This window comes from Amycolatopsis vancoresmycina, from assembly GCF_000716785.1.
Classification (GTDB): domain Bacteria; phylum Actinomycetota; class Actinomycetes; order Mycobacteriales; family Pseudonocardiaceae; genus Amycolatopsis; species Amycolatopsis vancoresmycina.
The window spans coordinates 34,808-50,226 of the sequence record NZ_JNYY01000010.1 but is presented as its reverse complement, the minus strand read 5'-3'; the positions used below and the strand labels follow the sequence as shown (position 1 = coordinate 50,226).

Sequence of the window (15,419 nt, the reverse complement as noted above, 5' to 3'; positions counted from 1 at the left end):
CCCCGCCGGGTCAGGTGATCGGCAGGGCCGGGGTGAACGCGGCGTCCTGGCCGGCCGGCGGCCGGCAGATCACCGAGTAGAACGTGGGTGTGCCGTCCGGCCGGTGCAGGGACAGCAGGAGGATGAGCTGACCCGGGGTGAACGTGATCGTGCCCGAGGCGCCGGCGGTGTGCGACGACCGCCCGCCGGCGAACTCGACCACGACCGGGCCGGGACCCCACGTCGCCGGTTTGTTCGTCGCGGCCGGCGGGTTGTCGGTCGACCGGGGCCCGTTCACCGCTTCGACGAAGACCGCGACCCGCCCGCCCAGGAGGCCGTCGATGCCCCGGCCGGTCAGCCACGCCGACGCGGCCGGGGAAAGCGTGACGCTGCCGGAAACGTCCGAGAGCCCGAAGGCGGCCCCGGGAGCGACGGTGTCCGGACCGGTGAACCCGGCGGTCAAGGTCGCCGTCTGCGGCGAACCGTCGGGGAACTGGCAGGTGTAGCCGGCGGAATCGACGTGGAACGCCGTGCTCGCGTGGGCGGGGGCGGCCGCCCCGGCGAGCGCGGCCGTCGTGGCGAGCGCCAGTGACAGACTGCGGAAGACGCGCATGGTTTCCTTCCTGCGTCAGGAGATCACGATGTCCGGCTGGAACACCGCGCCGGGCGGGACGGGCACCGCCACCCGGCACGCCGACGACCACGCGACCCAGGTCCCGGTCGCCTTCTTGCGGAACTCCAGGTTCTCCCCGAGCTGTGCGCTCAGGGAAAACTCGATCGTTCCGGCCAGGCCCGCGCCGGTGGTGACGTCCCCGGCCGCCACGTGGAACGTCATCGGGCCACTGGCGGGGATCGTCTGCTCGGCCAGGATCCCCGAGATCGGAGCGTCCGGGTACGCGTTCGCCGCGGTGATCGAGGCGTTGAGCACACCCCGGATCCCGTCGTAGCCCAGGCTCGCCAGGAGCGCACGCAGTGGCGACGGCAAGACCTGGGTCAGGCTCACGTTCCGGAGGGTGATGGTGCTGCCCGCCGCGACCACGTCGTCGGTCGAGAAGGACGCGGCGAAGGTCGTGTTCTGCAGGCCGGCGCCGGGGTAGCTGCAGCGGTAGGGCACGGTGCCGGTCTGCAGGGTCACCGTGCCCGCGTGGGCCGTGCCCGCCGCCAGGCCCGTGACGAGCAGGGCCGCCGCGAGCGCCGTTCCGAATCTCATCGGTGCCTCCGGGGTCAGAAGATCGCGATGTCCGGCTGGAACGCCCGGTTCTGCGCCGGGCTGGTCGCCTTCAGCGTGCAGTTCGAAGACCAGGCGACCCACGTACCCGACCTTTTCTGGTGGAACTGGAGGGTTTCGGAGACCTGCACGCCCAGCGCGAACCCGATCGACCCCGCCGCGCCGGCGGTGAAGGTCAGGTCGCCCGCGGATTCGGGGAACGTCAGGCCGCCGGTCGTCGGGACCGGCTGCTCGGGGAAGCCGCCCGAGATGATCGCGGTGGCCGGAGTCGCGTTCGTGGCGGTGATCGTGGCGCCGAACGAACCCTGGACCGCGTCGTAGCCGGCGGCGGTGAACAGGGAGCGCAGCGCCGGGGACATGACGTGGCTCAGGAACACGCCGGTGAGGGTGAAGGTGCCACCCGGCGGCACCGTGTCTTCGGCCGTGAACGAGCCGGTGAACGTCGAAGCCTGCGGCGCGAGGCCGGGGTAGGTGCACGTGTAGGTCAGCGTGCCGGTCTGCGGGTTCACCGGTGCCGCCGACGCCGTTCCCGTTGTCACGCCGGTGACGAGCAGAGCCGCCGCGACAGCTGTTCCGATCCTCATCGTTCCCCCTCGGTTTCGTGGTGGTCAGGTCACCAGCAGGTCCGGTGAGAACAAGGTGTTCTGCGCCGGGCTGGTCACCTTCAGGGTGCAACTCGACACCCACGCCGTCGTCCAGGTGTTGTTGGGCGCCCGGTGGAACTGCAGGGTCAAGGAGAACGGCGTGCCCGTGCCGAACACGATCACGCCGGGGCCGCCCGCCACGAACGACTCGGAGCCGGCGGCGAACCCGATGGTCCCGGTCAGCGGGGGCCAGTACTGCTCCGGGATCGTCCCGCCGGTGCTCGAGTCCAGGGTGGCGTTCGACGCGGTCACCGGGACCATCCCGGTGCCGCGGACGCCGTCGTAGCCGAGGGCCCGCATCAGGTTTCGCGTGGTGGTGCCGAGGTAGATCGTCCCGGAGATGCCGGTGATCGGGAAGGTGCTGCCGGCCGCGACACCGTCCGGGCCGGTGAACTCCGCCACCGCGGTCACCGGCTGCGGCCCGACCCCCGGGAACGTGCAGTTGTAGAGCACACCGCCGGGAGGGGTGTCGTACGTCGTGGCCGCGCGGGCCGGCCCGGCGGTCCCGGCGAGGACGAGCACCGTCGCGGTGGACGCGGTCAGGAAACGGCGGAATCCCATGTGCCCTCCAGGGGTGCGCTACCTCGGTTTCGTGGCCGCCTTCTTCGCGGCCGCGCTCTGCGAGCCCGGCGCCGGCGGGTAGGACTCGGGCGGGCAGCTGGCGGGGTCGGGTTCGGTGCAGCCGACCAGGTTGTAGGTGTCGACGTAGGCCTGGTTGCCCGGGCCCGAGCTGATGCCGTCGAGCAGCGGGTTCAGGTCCTGCCCGCCGCTGCTGCAGCCCTTGAAGCCCGGCAGCGTGAAACCGCCGTTCGGCTCGGTGCTGACGTGCCCGACGCCGAACGCCTCGTACGGGCCGTCCAGGACGAGGTGCACCGCGTCCTTCGTCACGCAGTCGGCGCCGAGGTCGAGCGGGACGCCGTTGATCTCGGCGTGGCTCATCCGGGCCATCACCCGCAGATCCGCGTGCAGGGAAGGGAGCTGGGTGACCGGATCGGTGTACAGGTTGCCGGTGAAGTCGATCATCCGCTGGGTCTCGTACTCGACCGGCAGGAACTCGACCGTCGCGCTCACCGGCACGAACCCGAAGCCGAGGAAGGTCGCCGTGACCGGGCTGAACGCGGTCGAGCCGGTGACCCACGAGTCACCGGTGTCGATGTTCACGTTGATGAACCCGTTGACCAGGATGGACGGGTTCGCGAGGACGGTGGCCCCCAGCTTCTTGACCGTCGACTTCGTGAGGACGCTGACCAGGCCGAGCGGCTGGGTGTACACGTTGGGGGGCGGCTCGTCGTCCAGGGTCTTCACGCCGCCGCCGGCGGCGGCCTGCTGCTTGGTGCCCGGCAACGCCTTGGGCAGCACGAGGATCTTCCCCAGCGTGGCCTGCTGGCCCTCGTCCAGGGTGCACGCGACCTTCGGCGGCGCGGTGGTGGCCGCGGGCGCGCCGGCCGCCGGGACGGCTTCGAGCGTGAGGACCGGTGCGGTGACTTCGAAGGTGACGGCGCCGACGGTGTTGATCGCGATCTCCGGCACGGTGCCGGTCGCGGTCAGCACGACGTCACCGGTCTCCGGCAGCGGGGCCGGGGCCACGACGAGGGAGACCGGGACCTTGTCCGAGCGGTCGTCCTGGTGGACGGCGAGGTCGAGCTGCAGCGCTCCGCGCAGCGAACCGGTGGTGGTGCCCGCGGGCAGGAACGAGAGCGCGACGTCGCGGGGGAGGCTCAGCTTGACGGAGTAGGCGCCGATCGTCGCCGACGTGCCGGTCTTCGCCTGCGCGGGCAGCGTCGCCGTCGTCTCGACGGTGAGCGCGCGCGGGCCGAGCGGGTCGGCGAACGGGCAGTGCACCGAGACCGACGCGCTCGCCTGGGTGTCGGGCGGGACCGCGGGACCGGGCGCGGCCGAACCGACCCCGGTCAGTGCGCCGTTGGCCGCGGACAGCAGGCCGGCGGCGGCCAGCGCGGTCACCGTGACGGAGCGGGGCCGGACTCGACGTGGCATCGGTTTCCCTGGGAGCTCGTGGTGCGGAAATCGGAAAACCCGGTGCGGGCCCCTCTCGCGAGGGGACCCGCACCGGGAACCGGCGTCAGGAGACGGTGATGCTCGGGCTGAACGCGGTGTTCTGCGCCGGGCTGGTGACCTTCAGGGTGCAGTTCATCGCCCACGGCGTCCAGGTGTTGGTGGCCTTCTTGTGGAACTCGAGGCTTGCCGTGACCGTGTTGCCCATGGACAGCGTGTCGGGGCCCGCCGTCGACGGCGCGGTGTAGGTCGGCACGGTGGACGTCGCGACCTGCGAGATGTTCACCGTGATCGGGCCGCCGGCCGGGTAGATGGTCTCCGGGATGTTCAGCCCGGTGGCCGCCGACTGCGACAGCGTGCCCCGCGCCACGGTCACCGGCACCGCGGCGGTGCCGCGGATGCCGTCGTAGCCGACCGCGGTGAGCAGCGCGTGGACACCGGCGCTGATCGTCGCGGAGCCGCCCACGTTGGCCGGGGTGAGGGTGCCACCGGTGGCGACGGTGTCCTCGGCGTCCAGGTGCGAGGTGACGAGGACCGGCTGCGGCGTGATGCCCGGGAACGAGCAGGTGTAGGTCAGGGGCGTGGTGCCGCCGGCGGTGTAGGTGACCGTGGCGGCGGCCGCGGTGCCGGCGGTCAGCACCGCGATGGCGCCGACGGCGGTAGCGGTGGTCGCGATTCCGGCGGACAGCCTGCTGAGTCGGGACATACCCATCTCCTTTGATTCAGTACAGTCTCGGCTTTGGCTGATCGATTGCTCGCCGTCGTAGCTCTGTCGATCACGTTCGCCCGCCCCCATTGCCCCGAGCGGCGGGACGTGAATTCACCGACGTGCGAGGTGGAGGTCCATCTGCCGGGAATGAGGTTACTCGCGAGTTCAATGCGGAACAAGGCTTTGTGGCATCGTCAGTCCGCCGCACCGGGGCGGCTCGGGTTTCTTGTTCATTCCCGCGCAGGACCGGTGCCGGCTTCATCGGATTTTGACAAAGACGCACCGCGTGGCCGAACGGTGCCGAGAACGGTCTACCATTCGCGATCTTGCCGAAGCAATCTGGGATAACGAACCGGAGAAAGGAGGCTACCGTGCCACTTGCTTCACGTTGTGAACGGGTCTCGCTCAGGGGAGCCGTATTGACGGTGTCGGCGGCGACCGTCCTGTCGTTGTGCGCGCCGGCGGCGTCCGCGGACACCGTCGGTGGCGTGATCGCCTGGGGGAAGCAGGACTACGGCATCACGGTCCCGCCGCCGAACGTGCTGTCCGGGGTGTCCGCGGTGTCGGCGGGCAGCACGACCGTGCTGGTCCTGCAGAGCGGCGCGGTCTTCGCGTGGGGCGCGAACAACTGGGGCGCCAACGTGATCCCCGCCGACGCGAAGTCCGGGGTCGGCCAGATCTCCTCCGGCTGGGGCCACGAGCTCGCCCTCAAGAACGGCAAGGTCATCGCCTGGGGCAACAACTGGTACGGCCAGACCACCCTGCCGGCCTCGGTGAGCAGCGGCGTCATCGCGATCTCGACGTCCAACCTGCACAGCCTGGCGCTGAAGCAGGGTGGGCAGGTGGTGAGCTGGGGCACCCGGACCGACGTGCCCGCGGCCGCGCAGTCCGGCGTGACCGCGATCTCCGCCGGGGGCGACCACAACCTCGTCCTCAAGAACGGCGGGGTGCTGGCCTGGGGCAACAACGCCTACGGGCAGGCCACCGTCCCGGCCGGACTGTCCTCGGGGGTCACGGCGATCTCCGCCGGGTTCAACCACAGCCTGGCGCTCAAGGACGGCCGCGTCTACGCGTGGGGCCGCGACAACTACCACCAGACCGACGTCCCGGACGCGGCGCTGTCCGGCGTCGCCGGCATCGACGCCGGGTCCAACCACAACCTGGCCTTCAAGACCAACGGCGACATCATCGCCTGGGGCTCGGACTTCGTCACCGAGTCGGAGCCGGTGACCTGCGGGCCGGTGTTCGCCGTCTCCGCCGGGGACAACGACAGCTTCGTGCTGAAGGAAAACGTCAACGCGCCCTGCTGACACGGGCGGACGGGTGGCGGGCGGATCGCCCGCCACCCGGTGGGTCAGCTGACGTCGCTGGTCAGGTCGAGGGAAATCGTGTTGCCCGGACCGGAAACCAGGGCACCGAGCGCGATGTCGGCGAGGAAGCAGTTGTTGAAGTCGGGGATCGTGTAGGTCGAGGTGAGGGTGATCGTCGGCGAGGTGATGTCGATGTTCGGCGCGACCAGGTCCATGTCGATCGGAGTCTTCGTCTTGCAGGCGCCCGGCAGGGTCGGCAGCGGGATGGTCGGGGCGCTGAGGATGCCGAAGTAGATGTCGGAGATCTCCATGTTGGACTTGGCGTGCGCGGTCAGCGTGCCGTCGGCGAGGGTGCCGGTGGACGGGCCGAGCGGGACCACCTTCACCTTGGCCTTGATCCGGAACAGGCCGGCGATCAGGGAGATGTCGGCCTGGGCGGGCGGCAGCGTCAGGTCCGCGCTGAGCCCGACCGAGCCGGTCTGGTCGTCGATGATGAGGTTGCCCTTGAGGCTGCCGGGGCCGAGGTTCATGGCGCTGCCGGTCTTCTTGACGGTGGTGGAGCCGGACACCTTGTAGGACACGGGGATCTCGATGACGTCGGCCGAAGCCGGTGTCACGGCCACCCCGCCGAGCACGACGGCCGCCGCCGACGTGAGCACGGCCAGTCTCTTCAGCTGCGTTGCCACGGACATGGTTGTCCTCCTTGTGCGTTTCCCGTCCGTTTCCGGGTGCTCCCGGAAACGGTGAAGTGCGCTGTTTCAGCGGGGTTCGAGCTCGGTGATGACCCAGCCGCCGGAGCTGTGCTCCGCGGTCACGGAAAGCTGCGCCGCGGCGGTGTCGGTCGCATTGTTGTCGGCCCGGACGGCCGATTGGTCGAGAAAGACGAGTAACCGCGCGTGACCATTCTTGAGTTCCTGGACGGCAATGGCGGAAACGCGCGAAGTGAGCACGAGTTTCTGTTCCGGAGCTTTGCGTCTGACTTCGGCGAAGAGCTTGTCGTAGGAATCCTTGGCCGGCCCGCGCAGGACGGCGGCGGCGGCCTTTTCGGTGACGTCGGTCCGGTCGTAGGAATAGGAGAAGATCCGGTTGACGGCCAGGGTGACGGCAGAGGTGACATCGGCGGTGGCACCGACATCGGTGAGGGCGAGGTTGGCGGCGGCGGGAGTGGCGGCGGTCGAGCGGGCTTCGAGGGTGAACCAGACACCGGCCCCGGCGAGGACGAGGGCGGCGGCGAGGAGGAGCGCGGGCAGGCGGCGCCAGGCCGGACGCGGCTCGGCGGGGGCGGTTTCGGTGGCTTCGGCTTCGGCCCGGTTGGCCTCGGCCTGCTCGGCCTCGCTTTCGACGGCTTCAGGCTCGGCCGCCTCGCTCTCGGCGGCGGGTTCGCTCGCCGCCGCGCGAGTCGCCTCGGCGGCCGCCTCGCTCTCGGCGGTGGTGGCGGCGCTGCCGGTTTCGGCGGCGGGTTCGCTCGCCGCCGCATTGCTCTCGGCGGCGGAGCCGTCGAGAGCGGTCTGCTCACCCGTGGTGGCGGAACCCGCGGCGGTGTTCGCGTTAACGGCTCCGGTCGACGCCGGAACCTCCTCCACCTGCGTCACCGTCTTCGCGCGGTTCATCGGGCCCCCACCGGCAGCTGGTCCAGTGCGCTGAGCTTCCACCCGTCCGGTGTCCGGCTCAGCGCCGCCGCGAAGCGGTTGCGCTTGACCGCCGGGGCCGTTCCCTGCTTCGCCATCGTGATCTCCACCGAGGCCAGCATCTTCGCCGTGCCCGCGTGCTCGTCCAGTTCGCTCAGCGCCGCGTCCACCACGCGGCCCGTGGCCACCGTCGCGTTCGCCGCCAGGGTCTTCTTCGTCGTCTCGTCCGTGCGGGCCAGCTGGTCGTGCAGGGGGCCCGTCGAGGCCGACAGCCAGCGGCCCAGGCCGCCGTTCACGTCGTGGTAGTCCAGGGTGTTCAGCTCCGCCACCAGCGTCCGGCCGGTCGTCAGCGCCTCGTCCCTGGCCACCCCGTACGTCACCGCAGGAGCGTGCGCGGCCGCGTACCACGCGTAGCCCGACCAGCCCGCGAACACCGCCGCCGACACCGCCAGCACCACCGCGACGATCTTCACCGCAGCCACAGCACCTCCTCGAGGGTCGTCGCCGTCGCCTGCGTTCCGAGCGCCAGCGGGCTCGTCAGGCCGCCCGGCAGCGCCGGGGCCGGGACCGCCGGGTGCGGGGCGTTCTGCGCGCCGCGCACCGAGCTCGGGTTCCCGTACGGCAGCGTGCACGCCGCGTCGGTGTTCAGCGGCAACGGCGAAAGGTCCGTGCTCGGCCGGTGCGGGGTGTCCTCGTAACCCTGCAGGCACGGTGGCGGGCCGTTGAAGTTGAGCACCAGGCCCATCCGCAGCTGGTCGCCGGAGTCGGTCAGCGCCGAACCCACCGCCGCCACCGCCTTCGGGGTGTCCGACAGGAACTGCTCCTCCGCCGCCGTGCGGGTGCCGAACACCCGGGCCGTCGTCAGCAGGTTGGCCAGCAGGATCGGCAGGCCGGGGTTGTTCTCCTTCAGCAGCCCGCTCAGCTCGGACGCCGCGGGCGGCGCGCTCGCGATCAGCCGGCGCAGGTCGCCGTCCGACTTCGCCAGCGCTTCCGCGAAGACGCGGGCGTTGCTGCTGAACGAGCGCCACTCCGCCGAGGAGCCGACCTGGGTGCGCAGCACCGTCGCGCCGTCGCCGATCAGCTTCGACGTCTGCGGCAGGTGGTTGCTGGCCTCCTGCGTGAACGTCGTCGCCGAGTCCATCAGCGCCTGCAGGTCCGGGCCGCTGCCGCGCAGGGCGTCGTCGAGCTCGTTCACCACCGTGCGCAGGTCCTGGGTCGGCACCGACGCGGTGAACGAGTCCAGGTCCGTCAGCAGGCTGTTCACCGGCAGCGGCAGCGTCGTCGACTCGCGCCGGATCACCGAGCTGCCGTCGAGGTAGGGCGCGTCGGCCGTGCGCGGCTGCAGGTCGACGTACTGCTCGCCGACCGCCGAGCGGTTCGCCACCACCGCGGCCGAGTCGGCCGGGATCGGCGGGGCGCCGTCGTCGATCAGCAGGTCGGCCTCCATGCCGGTGACGGTGAGCCGCAGCTCCCCGACCCGGCCGACGGCGACCCCGCGGTAGGTCACCTCGCCGTTGGTGAACAGCCCGCCGCCCTCGGCGAGCTCCAACTTCACCGTGTAGCTGCCGGAGCCGAACAGCCGGCCCAGCCCGGCGTAGTTGGCGCCCACGAACGCCGTCGTGGCCAGCGCGATCACGACGAACAGGACGACCTGGACGCGTACTCTGCGGCTCAGCATCAGCTGCCTCCGGAGGAGACCCGGGTCCCGCTGCTCGGCAGCGGGAGCGTCGGCAGGCCGGGCGGGACACCCTGGCCGGGCGGGGGCAGCGGCACGCCGGGTGCCGGGATCATCGAGGCGTAGGCGTTGATGTAGTCGCCCTTCACCGCGCCGAGCACCGAGTCCGGGAACGGGAACGTCGGCAGCATCTGCAGCGACTGCGGCAGGTTCTTCCCGGCCGCGGCCAGCTGCCCCAGGATCGGGGCGAGGGCGCGCAGGTCGGCGACCATGTCGTCGCGGCTGCGGTCGACGACGTCGGTCGCCACCGTCGAGAGCCGGTCCAGCGACTGCAGCATCGAGACCAGCTGCGTGCGCTGTTCGCTCAGCGCCTGCAGCCCGGGTGTCAGGTCGGTCAGCGCGCCGGACACCTGCTCGTGGCGGTGTTCGAGCGTCGCCGACAGCCGGTTCAGCCCGTCGAGCGCTTCGGTGATGTCGGAGCGGTGGGCGTCCAGATCGGTCATCAGGGTGTCCACCCCGGACAGGAACGACCGGATCTGCGCTTCGTTGCCGTCCATCACCTTCGACAGCTCGCGGTTGATCGTCTGCAGCTGCCCGATGCCGCCGCCGTTGAGCAGCAGCGAAAGGGCGCCGAAGATCTCCTCGAACTCGGGGTTGCGGTTGGTCCGGTCCAGCGTGATCGTGGCGCCGTTGGCCAGCCGCCCGGCCGCGGCGGGCTTCGCGGCCGCGTCCGGCGGGGCCAGCTCGACGAACTTCTCGCCGAGCAGGCTGGACTGCCGCAGCCGCGCCACGGCGTTCGCGGGCAGCACGACGTCGCCGTTGACCTCCACGACTGTCTCGGCCGTCCAGCCGTCGCCGCCCAGCCGGACCTCGCGGACCCGGCCCACCGGCACGTCGCCGACCTTCACCGCGGCCTGCGGCACCAGGTCGAGCACGTCGGCGAACTGCACGGTCACCGAGTACGGGTGGTCGCCGAGGTCGGCGCCGCCGGGCAGCGGCAGGTCGTAGACGCCCTTGAACTCACCCGAAGAGCAGCCCGCGAGGGTCAGGCACCCGATCGCCACGGTGGCGAGGACGCGTTTCATCACCGTCCCCCGTTCGTGTAGACATCCCCGGTGACCGGCAGCGGCAGCGGCTCGAGGTAGTAGTCGAAGGCGCCGCGGCCCCGCAGCCGCCCGGTGGCCGGGTCGACCGCGTTGAGCACGTTGGTCACCGCGAGCGGGACGTCGTCGAGCGTTTCGGCCAGCGCCGCGCGCTGCTCGACGAGGGTCCGCGTGGTCGTCACCAGGTTGTCCACATTGGCCTTGAGCGCGCCCCGGTTGTCGTGGATGAACCCCTGGACGTCGGCGAGCGCACGGCCGAGGCCTTCGAGGGCCCTGGCCAGGTCGCCGCTGTCGGCGGCCAGGGTGCCCGAGATCTGTGCCAGCTGCTGGTTGACGGCGCTGACCTGGTTGTCGTTGGTGGCCAGCATGGTGGTGAACTGCTGCAGCTCGTCGACGGTCCCGAACAGGTCGCTCGAGTTGCCGGCCAGTGTCCGCGCCAGCTGGGCGAAGTTGCGGACGCTGTCGTTGAACGCGCGGCCGTTGCCCTGCAGGTTCTGCGCGCCCGTCTTGAGCAGGTCCGACAGCGCGCCCTGGGAGTTGGCGCCGTTCGGGCCGAGTGCCTTCGAAATCGTGTCCAGGCTGGCGTAGAGCTGGTCGAGCTCCACCGGGGTGGCCGTGCGCTGGACCGGGATCGTCGCGCCGTCCGGCAGCCGCGGCCCGCCGCGGGCGGGCTTGGCGAACTGGAGGTACCGGTCGGCGACGACGCTGGGCGCGATCACCAGGACCGTGGTGTCCTCGGCGATCCCGACCGAGCCGTCGACGCTCAGGTCCACCTGCACCTGCTCGCCGCGCGGGGTGACCTTGTCCACCTGGCCGATCCGGACGCCGAGCACGCGCACGTCCGAGCCGGGGTAGACGCCGACCGCGCGCGTGAAGAACGCCGTGACGTGGTGCTGGCCGGAGCCGGAGAACACCCACCACAGCGCCGCGGACACGACGAGGGCGAGCAGCAGGGCGGCGGCGACGAACCGGCTCGCCAGGACGCCGGCGCGGGTCGTGGTCAGCGCGCTCACTTCGCCCCTCCGGGGATCGGGTTCTGCGGCGGGGTGCAGGGGTCGTGGTTCTCGGGCAGCAGCCCGCAGAGGTAGGCGTCGATCCAGCGGCCGTTGCCGGTCGTGTTGGTGAGCACCCGGAAGTACGGCCCGGCCAGCTGCAGGCCCTTGGTCAGGTTGTCGTTCTGCCGCTTGAGCAGGTCGGTCACCTGGTTCAGCGCCTGCAGCGCCGGCTTCAGCTGGTCGTTGTTGTCCGCGACGAGCCCGCTGAGCTGGCCGGCCAGCCGAGCCGAGCCGGTGAGCAGGTCGTGGATCGCGTCGCGGCGCCGGTTGAGCTCGGTGAGCAGCAGGTTGCCGTCGCCGATGAGCTGCTCGAAGTCGTCGTTCGAGTTCGCCAGCGTCGTGGTCAGCTTCCGCGCGTTGGCCAGCAGTTCGGCGATCTGGCTGTCGCGGCTGGACACCGTCTTCGACAGCTGCGACAGCCCGTCGAGCGCGCTGCGGACGTGCTCGGGGGAGTTGCGGAAGGTGTCCGACAGCGTGGTGAAGCTGTCCGCGAGCTGCTTGGTGTCGATCGCGCCCACGGTGCCGGCGAGGCCGTTGAAGGCGTCGGTGACGTCGTAGGGCGTGACGGTCCGGGTCCGCGGGATCGGCAGGCCGGGGTCCTGGACGCCGTCGCCGGTGGGGTTGAGGGCGAGGAACTTGCGGCCCAGCAACGTCTTGATCTTGATCTCGGCGGACGTGCGGTCGCCGATCCAGGCGTTCTTGACCCGGAACGAGACCAGGACGTGGTCGTCGGCGAGCTGCACCTGCCGGACCTCGCCGACCTTGATGCCGGCGATCCGCACCTCGTCGTCGGGCTGCAGGCCGGCGGCCTCGGAGAACTCGGCCTCGTACGTGGTGCCGCCGCCGACGACCGGCAGGTTGTCGTAGTTGAGCGTGACGGTCAGCACCGCGGCCAGCGCCAGGCTGCCGGCCACGCCGAGGACGATCGGGTTGCGCTCCTTGAAGGACTTCACGATTCGCACCTCTGCGTCGGGACGTACACCCCGCGCTGGGGCGTGGTTTCGAGCGTGGCGCGGCAGAGGAAGAAGTTCATCCAGGAGCCGTAGGAGGCGGTCCGGGCGATTTCGTTGAACTTCACCGGCAGGTTGGTCAGGAAACTGTCCACATCGGACTGGTTCTGGGCCAGCGTGCCCGCGACCTCCTTCAGCCCGGTGATGCTCTCCTTCAGCGGCGGGCGGGCCTGCTCGAACAGCCCGGCGGTGGACTCGGTCAGCGCGCCGATCCCGCTGATGGCGTCGCCGATCGCGGCCCGGTCGCCGGCCAGGCCGGACACCAGCTGCCGCAGCGTCGAGACGAGGTTCGCCAGCGCGTCACCCTTGCCGTTGACCGTCTTGAGCACCTCGTTGAGGTTCCCGATCACCTCGCCGATCACCTTGTCGCGCCCGGCGAGGGTGGTGGTCAGCGAACCGGTGTGCTGCAGCAGGCTCTCGACGGTGCCGCCTTCGCCCTGCAGCACCTGGACGATCTCGCCGGAGAGCTCGTTGACGTCGTTCGGCGACAGCGCCTGGAACAGCGGTTTGAAGCCGTTGAAGAGGTCGGTGAGGTCCAGCGCGGGTGTCGTGCGGTCCAGCGGGATCTCGGCGCCCTCGGGCAGCTGCTCGCGGGTGGCGGTGGTCCCGCGTTCCAGAGCGACGTACCGCTGGCCGACCATGTTGCGGTACTTGATGACCGCCCGGACGTCGGCGGGCAGCCGGCGGCCCTGGTCGAGGGAGAACCCGACCACCGCCCGGTTGCGGTCGCCGATTTCGAGCGACTCGACCTGGCCGACGCGGACGCCGGAGATGCGCACGTCGTCGCCGACGTTGAGCGCGGTGGCGTCGAGGAACTTCGCGGAGTAGCGCTTGGTCGCGCCGACACCGGAGTTGGTGATGGAGATGGCCAGCAACGCCGTGGCGAGCGCGGTGACCGCGATGAAGACGAGGCTCTTGATCAGCGGGGAGGCGATGTTCCTCACTTGAGCTTCACCTCCGTGCCGCGGTAGAGCGGTCCGACGAGCACGCTGCTCCAGCCGGGCACCTCGGCCGTCGGCACGCCGATCGACGGCGCGACCAGCGTGGCCAGCAGCTGCTGTTCCTGCGGCGAGTTCGCGAGCCCGAGGTCGCCCTGGCCGCCGGTGAGCAGCGGGTGCCCGGTGGTCCCCGGCGCCGCCGCGGCGGTGCCGATCGTCGGGGAGACACCGGAGGGGTAGCACCGCGGCTCGCCGCCGCCGGTGAAGCGCGGGTCGTCCCGGCCGGGCCGGTACGCGCCGCTGTCGGGGAGGACCGCGACCTCGGCGTGGAAGCCGGGTTCGCTCGTGCCCGCCCCGAGCACCTTGTCCATGGATTTCCTCAGTGCGTTGAGCGAGCCGATCGTGCAGGCGAAGCTGGGGGAGTACTTCGCCGCGATCTCCAGCGGCGCGCGGCTGTCGGCGGCCAGGGAGATGAGGTTGTTCCGGTTGGCGGCCAGGAAGTCGGTGACGTCCTGGGACGACGAGCTGACCTGCTGGTACACCCCGGCCAGGTCGGCCTGCTTCTCCTTGACCGTGCCGAGGGTGACGGCGGAGGCGGTGAGCGCGTCCAGGAGGTCGGGCGCGATGTCGCCGTAGAGGTTCGAGACCGTCGCCAGGTCGCGCAGGTCCGCGGTCAGCTGCGGGAGGTCGGGGTTGAAGTCCTTCAGGTAGTCGGCGGCCGTGCCGATCGTCTTCCCGAGCTGCTCGCCGCGGCCTTCGAGGGCGGTCGAAACCGCGGTCAGCGTCGTCGCGAGCTTCTGCGGCTGGACGGCCTGCAGCACCGGCAGCAGGTTGTCGAAGACCCGTTCCAGCTCGACCGCGTTCGCCGAGTGGTCCTGCTCGATGACGTCGCCGGCGACCAGGTGCGGGGCGCGCACGCCGTCCGGGATGGACAGCTGGACGTACCGCTCGCCGAACAGCGTCTTCGGCACGAGCAACGCGGAGACGTTGCGCGGCAGCATGTCCACCTTGCCCGGTTCGAGCGCAAGCGCTATCTCGGCGCCCTGCGGCGTCGCCCGGACCTCGCGGATTTCGCCGACGAGCACGCCGCGGGCCTTGACCTGGCCGCCCGGGGACAGCTGGTTGCCGATGCGGCTGGCCTTGAGCGTCACCGGGACCGTGCTGACGAAGTCCTTGTCGTACACCTTGATCGACAGCGTCACCAGCACGCCCATCACCACGAGGAACAGCACGCCCGCGGTGCGGACCCCGGCCTTGCGGCGGGTTTCGCGTCTCATCCGGCCACCTGCACGGTCGTCGTCGCGCCCCAGATCGCGAGGGAGAGGAAGAAGTCGAGCACGCTGATCGCGACGATCGCGGTGCGCACCGCGCGGCCCACCGCGACGCCGACGCCGGCCGGGCCGCCGCTCGCGCGGAAGCCGTAGTAGCAGTGCGCCAGCACGACCACGACGCTGAACACCAGGACCTTCCCGAACGACCACAGCACGTCGCCGGGGGGCAGGAACAGCAGGAAGTAGTGGTCGTAGGTGCCCGCGGACTGGCCGAAGAACAACACGGTGACTTCGCGCGAGGCGAGGTAGCTCGACAGCAGCCCGATCGCGTAGAGCGGGATGACGGCCAGGAACCCGGCGATCACCCGGGTCGTCACCAGGTATGGGACGCTCGGGATGCCCATGACCTCGAGGGCGTCGATCTCCTCGGAAATCCGCATCGCGCCGAGCTGCGCGGTGAAGCCGCAGCCGACGGTGGCGCTCAGGGCGAGGCCGGAGACGAGCGGCGCGATCTCGCGCGTGTTGAAGTAGGCGGAGACGAACCCGGCGAACGCCGACGTCCCGACCTGGTTCAGCGCGGAGTAGCCCTGGAGGCCGACGACCGTGCCGGTGGCCACGGTCATCCCGATCATCACGCCGATCGTGCCGCCGATGACGGCCAGCGCGCCGCTGCCGAAGCTCACCTCGGCCAGCAGGCGGACGACTTCGCGCAGGTAGCGGTGCAGCGCGCGCGGGGTCCACGCGATGGCGCGGAGGAAGAAGAGGATCTGGTCGCCGAGGGTGTCGAGGAAGCCGAACCGGCGGTCGACGGCCTCGCGTACCCGAGCGGCTCTCGGGAGGTCCGTGGTCGTCACTT

Annotated in this window: 17 protein-coding genes; 1 reads left to right on the top strand and 16 read right to left on the bottom strand. The window is 70.9% G+C overall.

What is annotated here, in order from left to right:
- Positions 1–10: 10 nt before the first annotated feature.
- The 6 genes from OO60_RS45040 to OO60_RS24660 all read right to left on the bottom strand — a co-directional run bounded on the left by OO60_RS45040 (position 11) and on the right by OO60_RS24660 (position 4,570).
- Entirely contained in the window at positions 11–592 is a 582-nt protein-coding gene (locus tag OO60_RS45040) for a DUF6801 domain-containing protein (protein ID WP_003090581.1), read from the bottom strand.
- Between the two features lie 15 nt (positions 593–607).
- Positions 608–1,189 carry a DUF6801 domain-containing protein gene (locus tag OO60_RS24680; RefSeq protein ID WP_003090583.1) on the bottom strand — a complete coding sequence of 194 codons (582 nt, stop codon included), beginning with the start codon at positions 1,187–1,189 and terminating at the stop codon, positions 608–610.
- 14 nt (positions 1,190–1,203) lie between these two features.
- On the bottom strand, positions 1,204–1,791 hold the full coding sequence (locus OO60_RS24675) for a DUF6801 domain-containing protein (RefSeq protein WP_003090585.1): 588 nt from the start codon (positions 1,789–1,791) through the stop codon (positions 1,204–1,206).
- 24 nt (positions 1,792–1,815) lie between these two features.
- Complete coding sequence (locus OO60_RS24670) at positions 1,816–2,412, bottom strand: DUF6801 domain-containing protein (RefSeq protein WP_003090586.1); 597 nt, start codon at positions 2,410–2,412, stop codon at positions 1,816–1,818.
- Positions 2,413–2,430: 18 nt separating this feature from the next.
- Positions 2,431–3,846, bottom strand: coding sequence for a DUF6801 domain-containing protein (locus OO60_RS24665; protein WP_155848930.1), 1,416 nt, complete (start codon positions 3,844–3,846; stop codon positions 2,431–2,433).
- Between the two features lie 85 nt (positions 3,847–3,931).
- Positions 3,932–4,570, bottom strand: coding sequence for a DUF6801 domain-containing protein (locus OO60_RS24660; protein WP_003090591.1), 639 nt, complete (start codon positions 4,568–4,570; stop codon positions 3,932–3,934).
- Between the two features lie 422 nt (positions 4,571–4,992).
- Here OO60_RS24660 and OO60_RS24655 point away from each other — a divergent pair, with 422 nt between their 5' ends.
- Entirely contained in the window at positions 4,993–5,883 is an 891-nt protein-coding gene (locus tag OO60_RS24655) for an RCC1 domain-containing protein (RefSeq protein ID WP_003090592.1), read from the top strand.
- A gap of 44 nt (positions 5,884–5,927) precedes the next feature.
- Here OO60_RS24655 and OO60_RS24650 read toward each other — a convergent pair whose 3' ends face one another.
- The 10 genes from OO60_RS24650 to OO60_RS24605 all read right to left on the bottom strand — a co-directional run bounded on the left by OO60_RS24650 (position 5,928) and on the right by OO60_RS24605 (position 15,417).
- A complete protein-coding gene (locus OO60_RS24650; RefSeq protein WP_003090594.1) occupies positions 5,928–6,575 on the bottom strand; it encodes a hypothetical protein in 648 nt (215 codons plus the stop codon).
- A gap of 66 nt (positions 6,576–6,641) precedes the next feature.
- Positions 6,642–7,493: a hypothetical protein gene (locus tag OO60_RS48215; RefSeq protein ID WP_003090597.1), complete on the bottom strand. Its 852-nt coding sequence runs from the start codon at positions 7,491–7,493 to the stop codon at positions 6,642–6,644.
- Positions 7,490–7,993: a hypothetical protein gene (locus tag OO60_RS24640; protein ID WP_003090599.1), complete on the bottom strand. Its 504-nt coding sequence runs from the start codon at positions 7,991–7,993 to the stop codon at positions 7,490–7,492. The genes OO60_RS48215 and OO60_RS24640 overlap by 4 nt, the downstream gene beginning before the upstream one ends.
- Complete coding sequence (locus OO60_RS24635) at positions 7,981–9,189, bottom strand: MCE family protein (RefSeq protein WP_003090601.1); 1,209 nt, start codon at positions 9,187–9,189, stop codon at positions 7,981–7,983. The genes OO60_RS24640 and OO60_RS24635 overlap by 13 nt, the downstream gene beginning before the upstream one ends.
- Positions 9,189–10,271 carry an MCE family protein gene (locus OO60_RS24630; protein ID WP_003090603.1) on the bottom strand — a complete coding sequence of 361 codons (1,083 nt, stop codon included), beginning with the start codon at positions 10,269–10,271 and terminating at the stop codon, positions 9,189–9,191. The genes OO60_RS24635 and OO60_RS24630 overlap by 1 nt, the downstream gene beginning before the upstream one ends.
- Positions 10,271–11,302: an MCE family protein gene (locus tag OO60_RS24625; RefSeq protein ID WP_003090605.1), complete on the bottom strand. Its 1,032-nt coding sequence runs from the start codon at positions 11,300–11,302 to the stop codon at positions 10,271–10,273. The genes OO60_RS24630 and OO60_RS24625 overlap by 1 nt, the downstream gene beginning before the upstream one ends.
- The gene (locus OO60_RS24620; RefSeq protein WP_003090609.1) at positions 11,299–12,297 is read right to left on the bottom strand and encodes an MCE family protein; all 999 of its coding nucleotides are present in this window, start codon (positions 12,295–12,297) and stop codon (positions 11,299–11,301) included. Before OO60_RS24620 ends, OO60_RS24625 begins: the two co-directional genes overlap by 4 nt.
- Positions 12,294–13,298: an MCE family protein gene (locus OO60_RS24615; RefSeq protein ID WP_003090611.1), complete on the bottom strand. Its 1,005-nt coding sequence runs from the start codon at positions 13,296–13,298 to the stop codon at positions 12,294–12,296. Before OO60_RS24615 ends, OO60_RS24620 begins: the two co-directional genes overlap by 4 nt.
- Entirely contained in the window at positions 13,295–14,569 is a 1,275-nt protein-coding gene (locus tag OO60_RS24610; RefSeq protein WP_003090613.1) for an MCE family protein, read from the bottom strand. The genes OO60_RS24615 and OO60_RS24610 overlap by 4 nt, the downstream gene beginning before the upstream one ends.
- The gene (locus OO60_RS24605; RefSeq protein WP_003090616.1) at positions 14,566–15,417 is read right to left on the bottom strand and encodes an MlaE family ABC transporter permease; all 852 of its coding nucleotides are present in this window, start codon (positions 15,415–15,417) and stop codon (positions 14,566–14,568) included. The genes OO60_RS24610 and OO60_RS24605 overlap by 4 nt, the downstream gene beginning before the upstream one ends.
- Positions 15,418–15,419 lie beyond the last annotated feature (2 nt).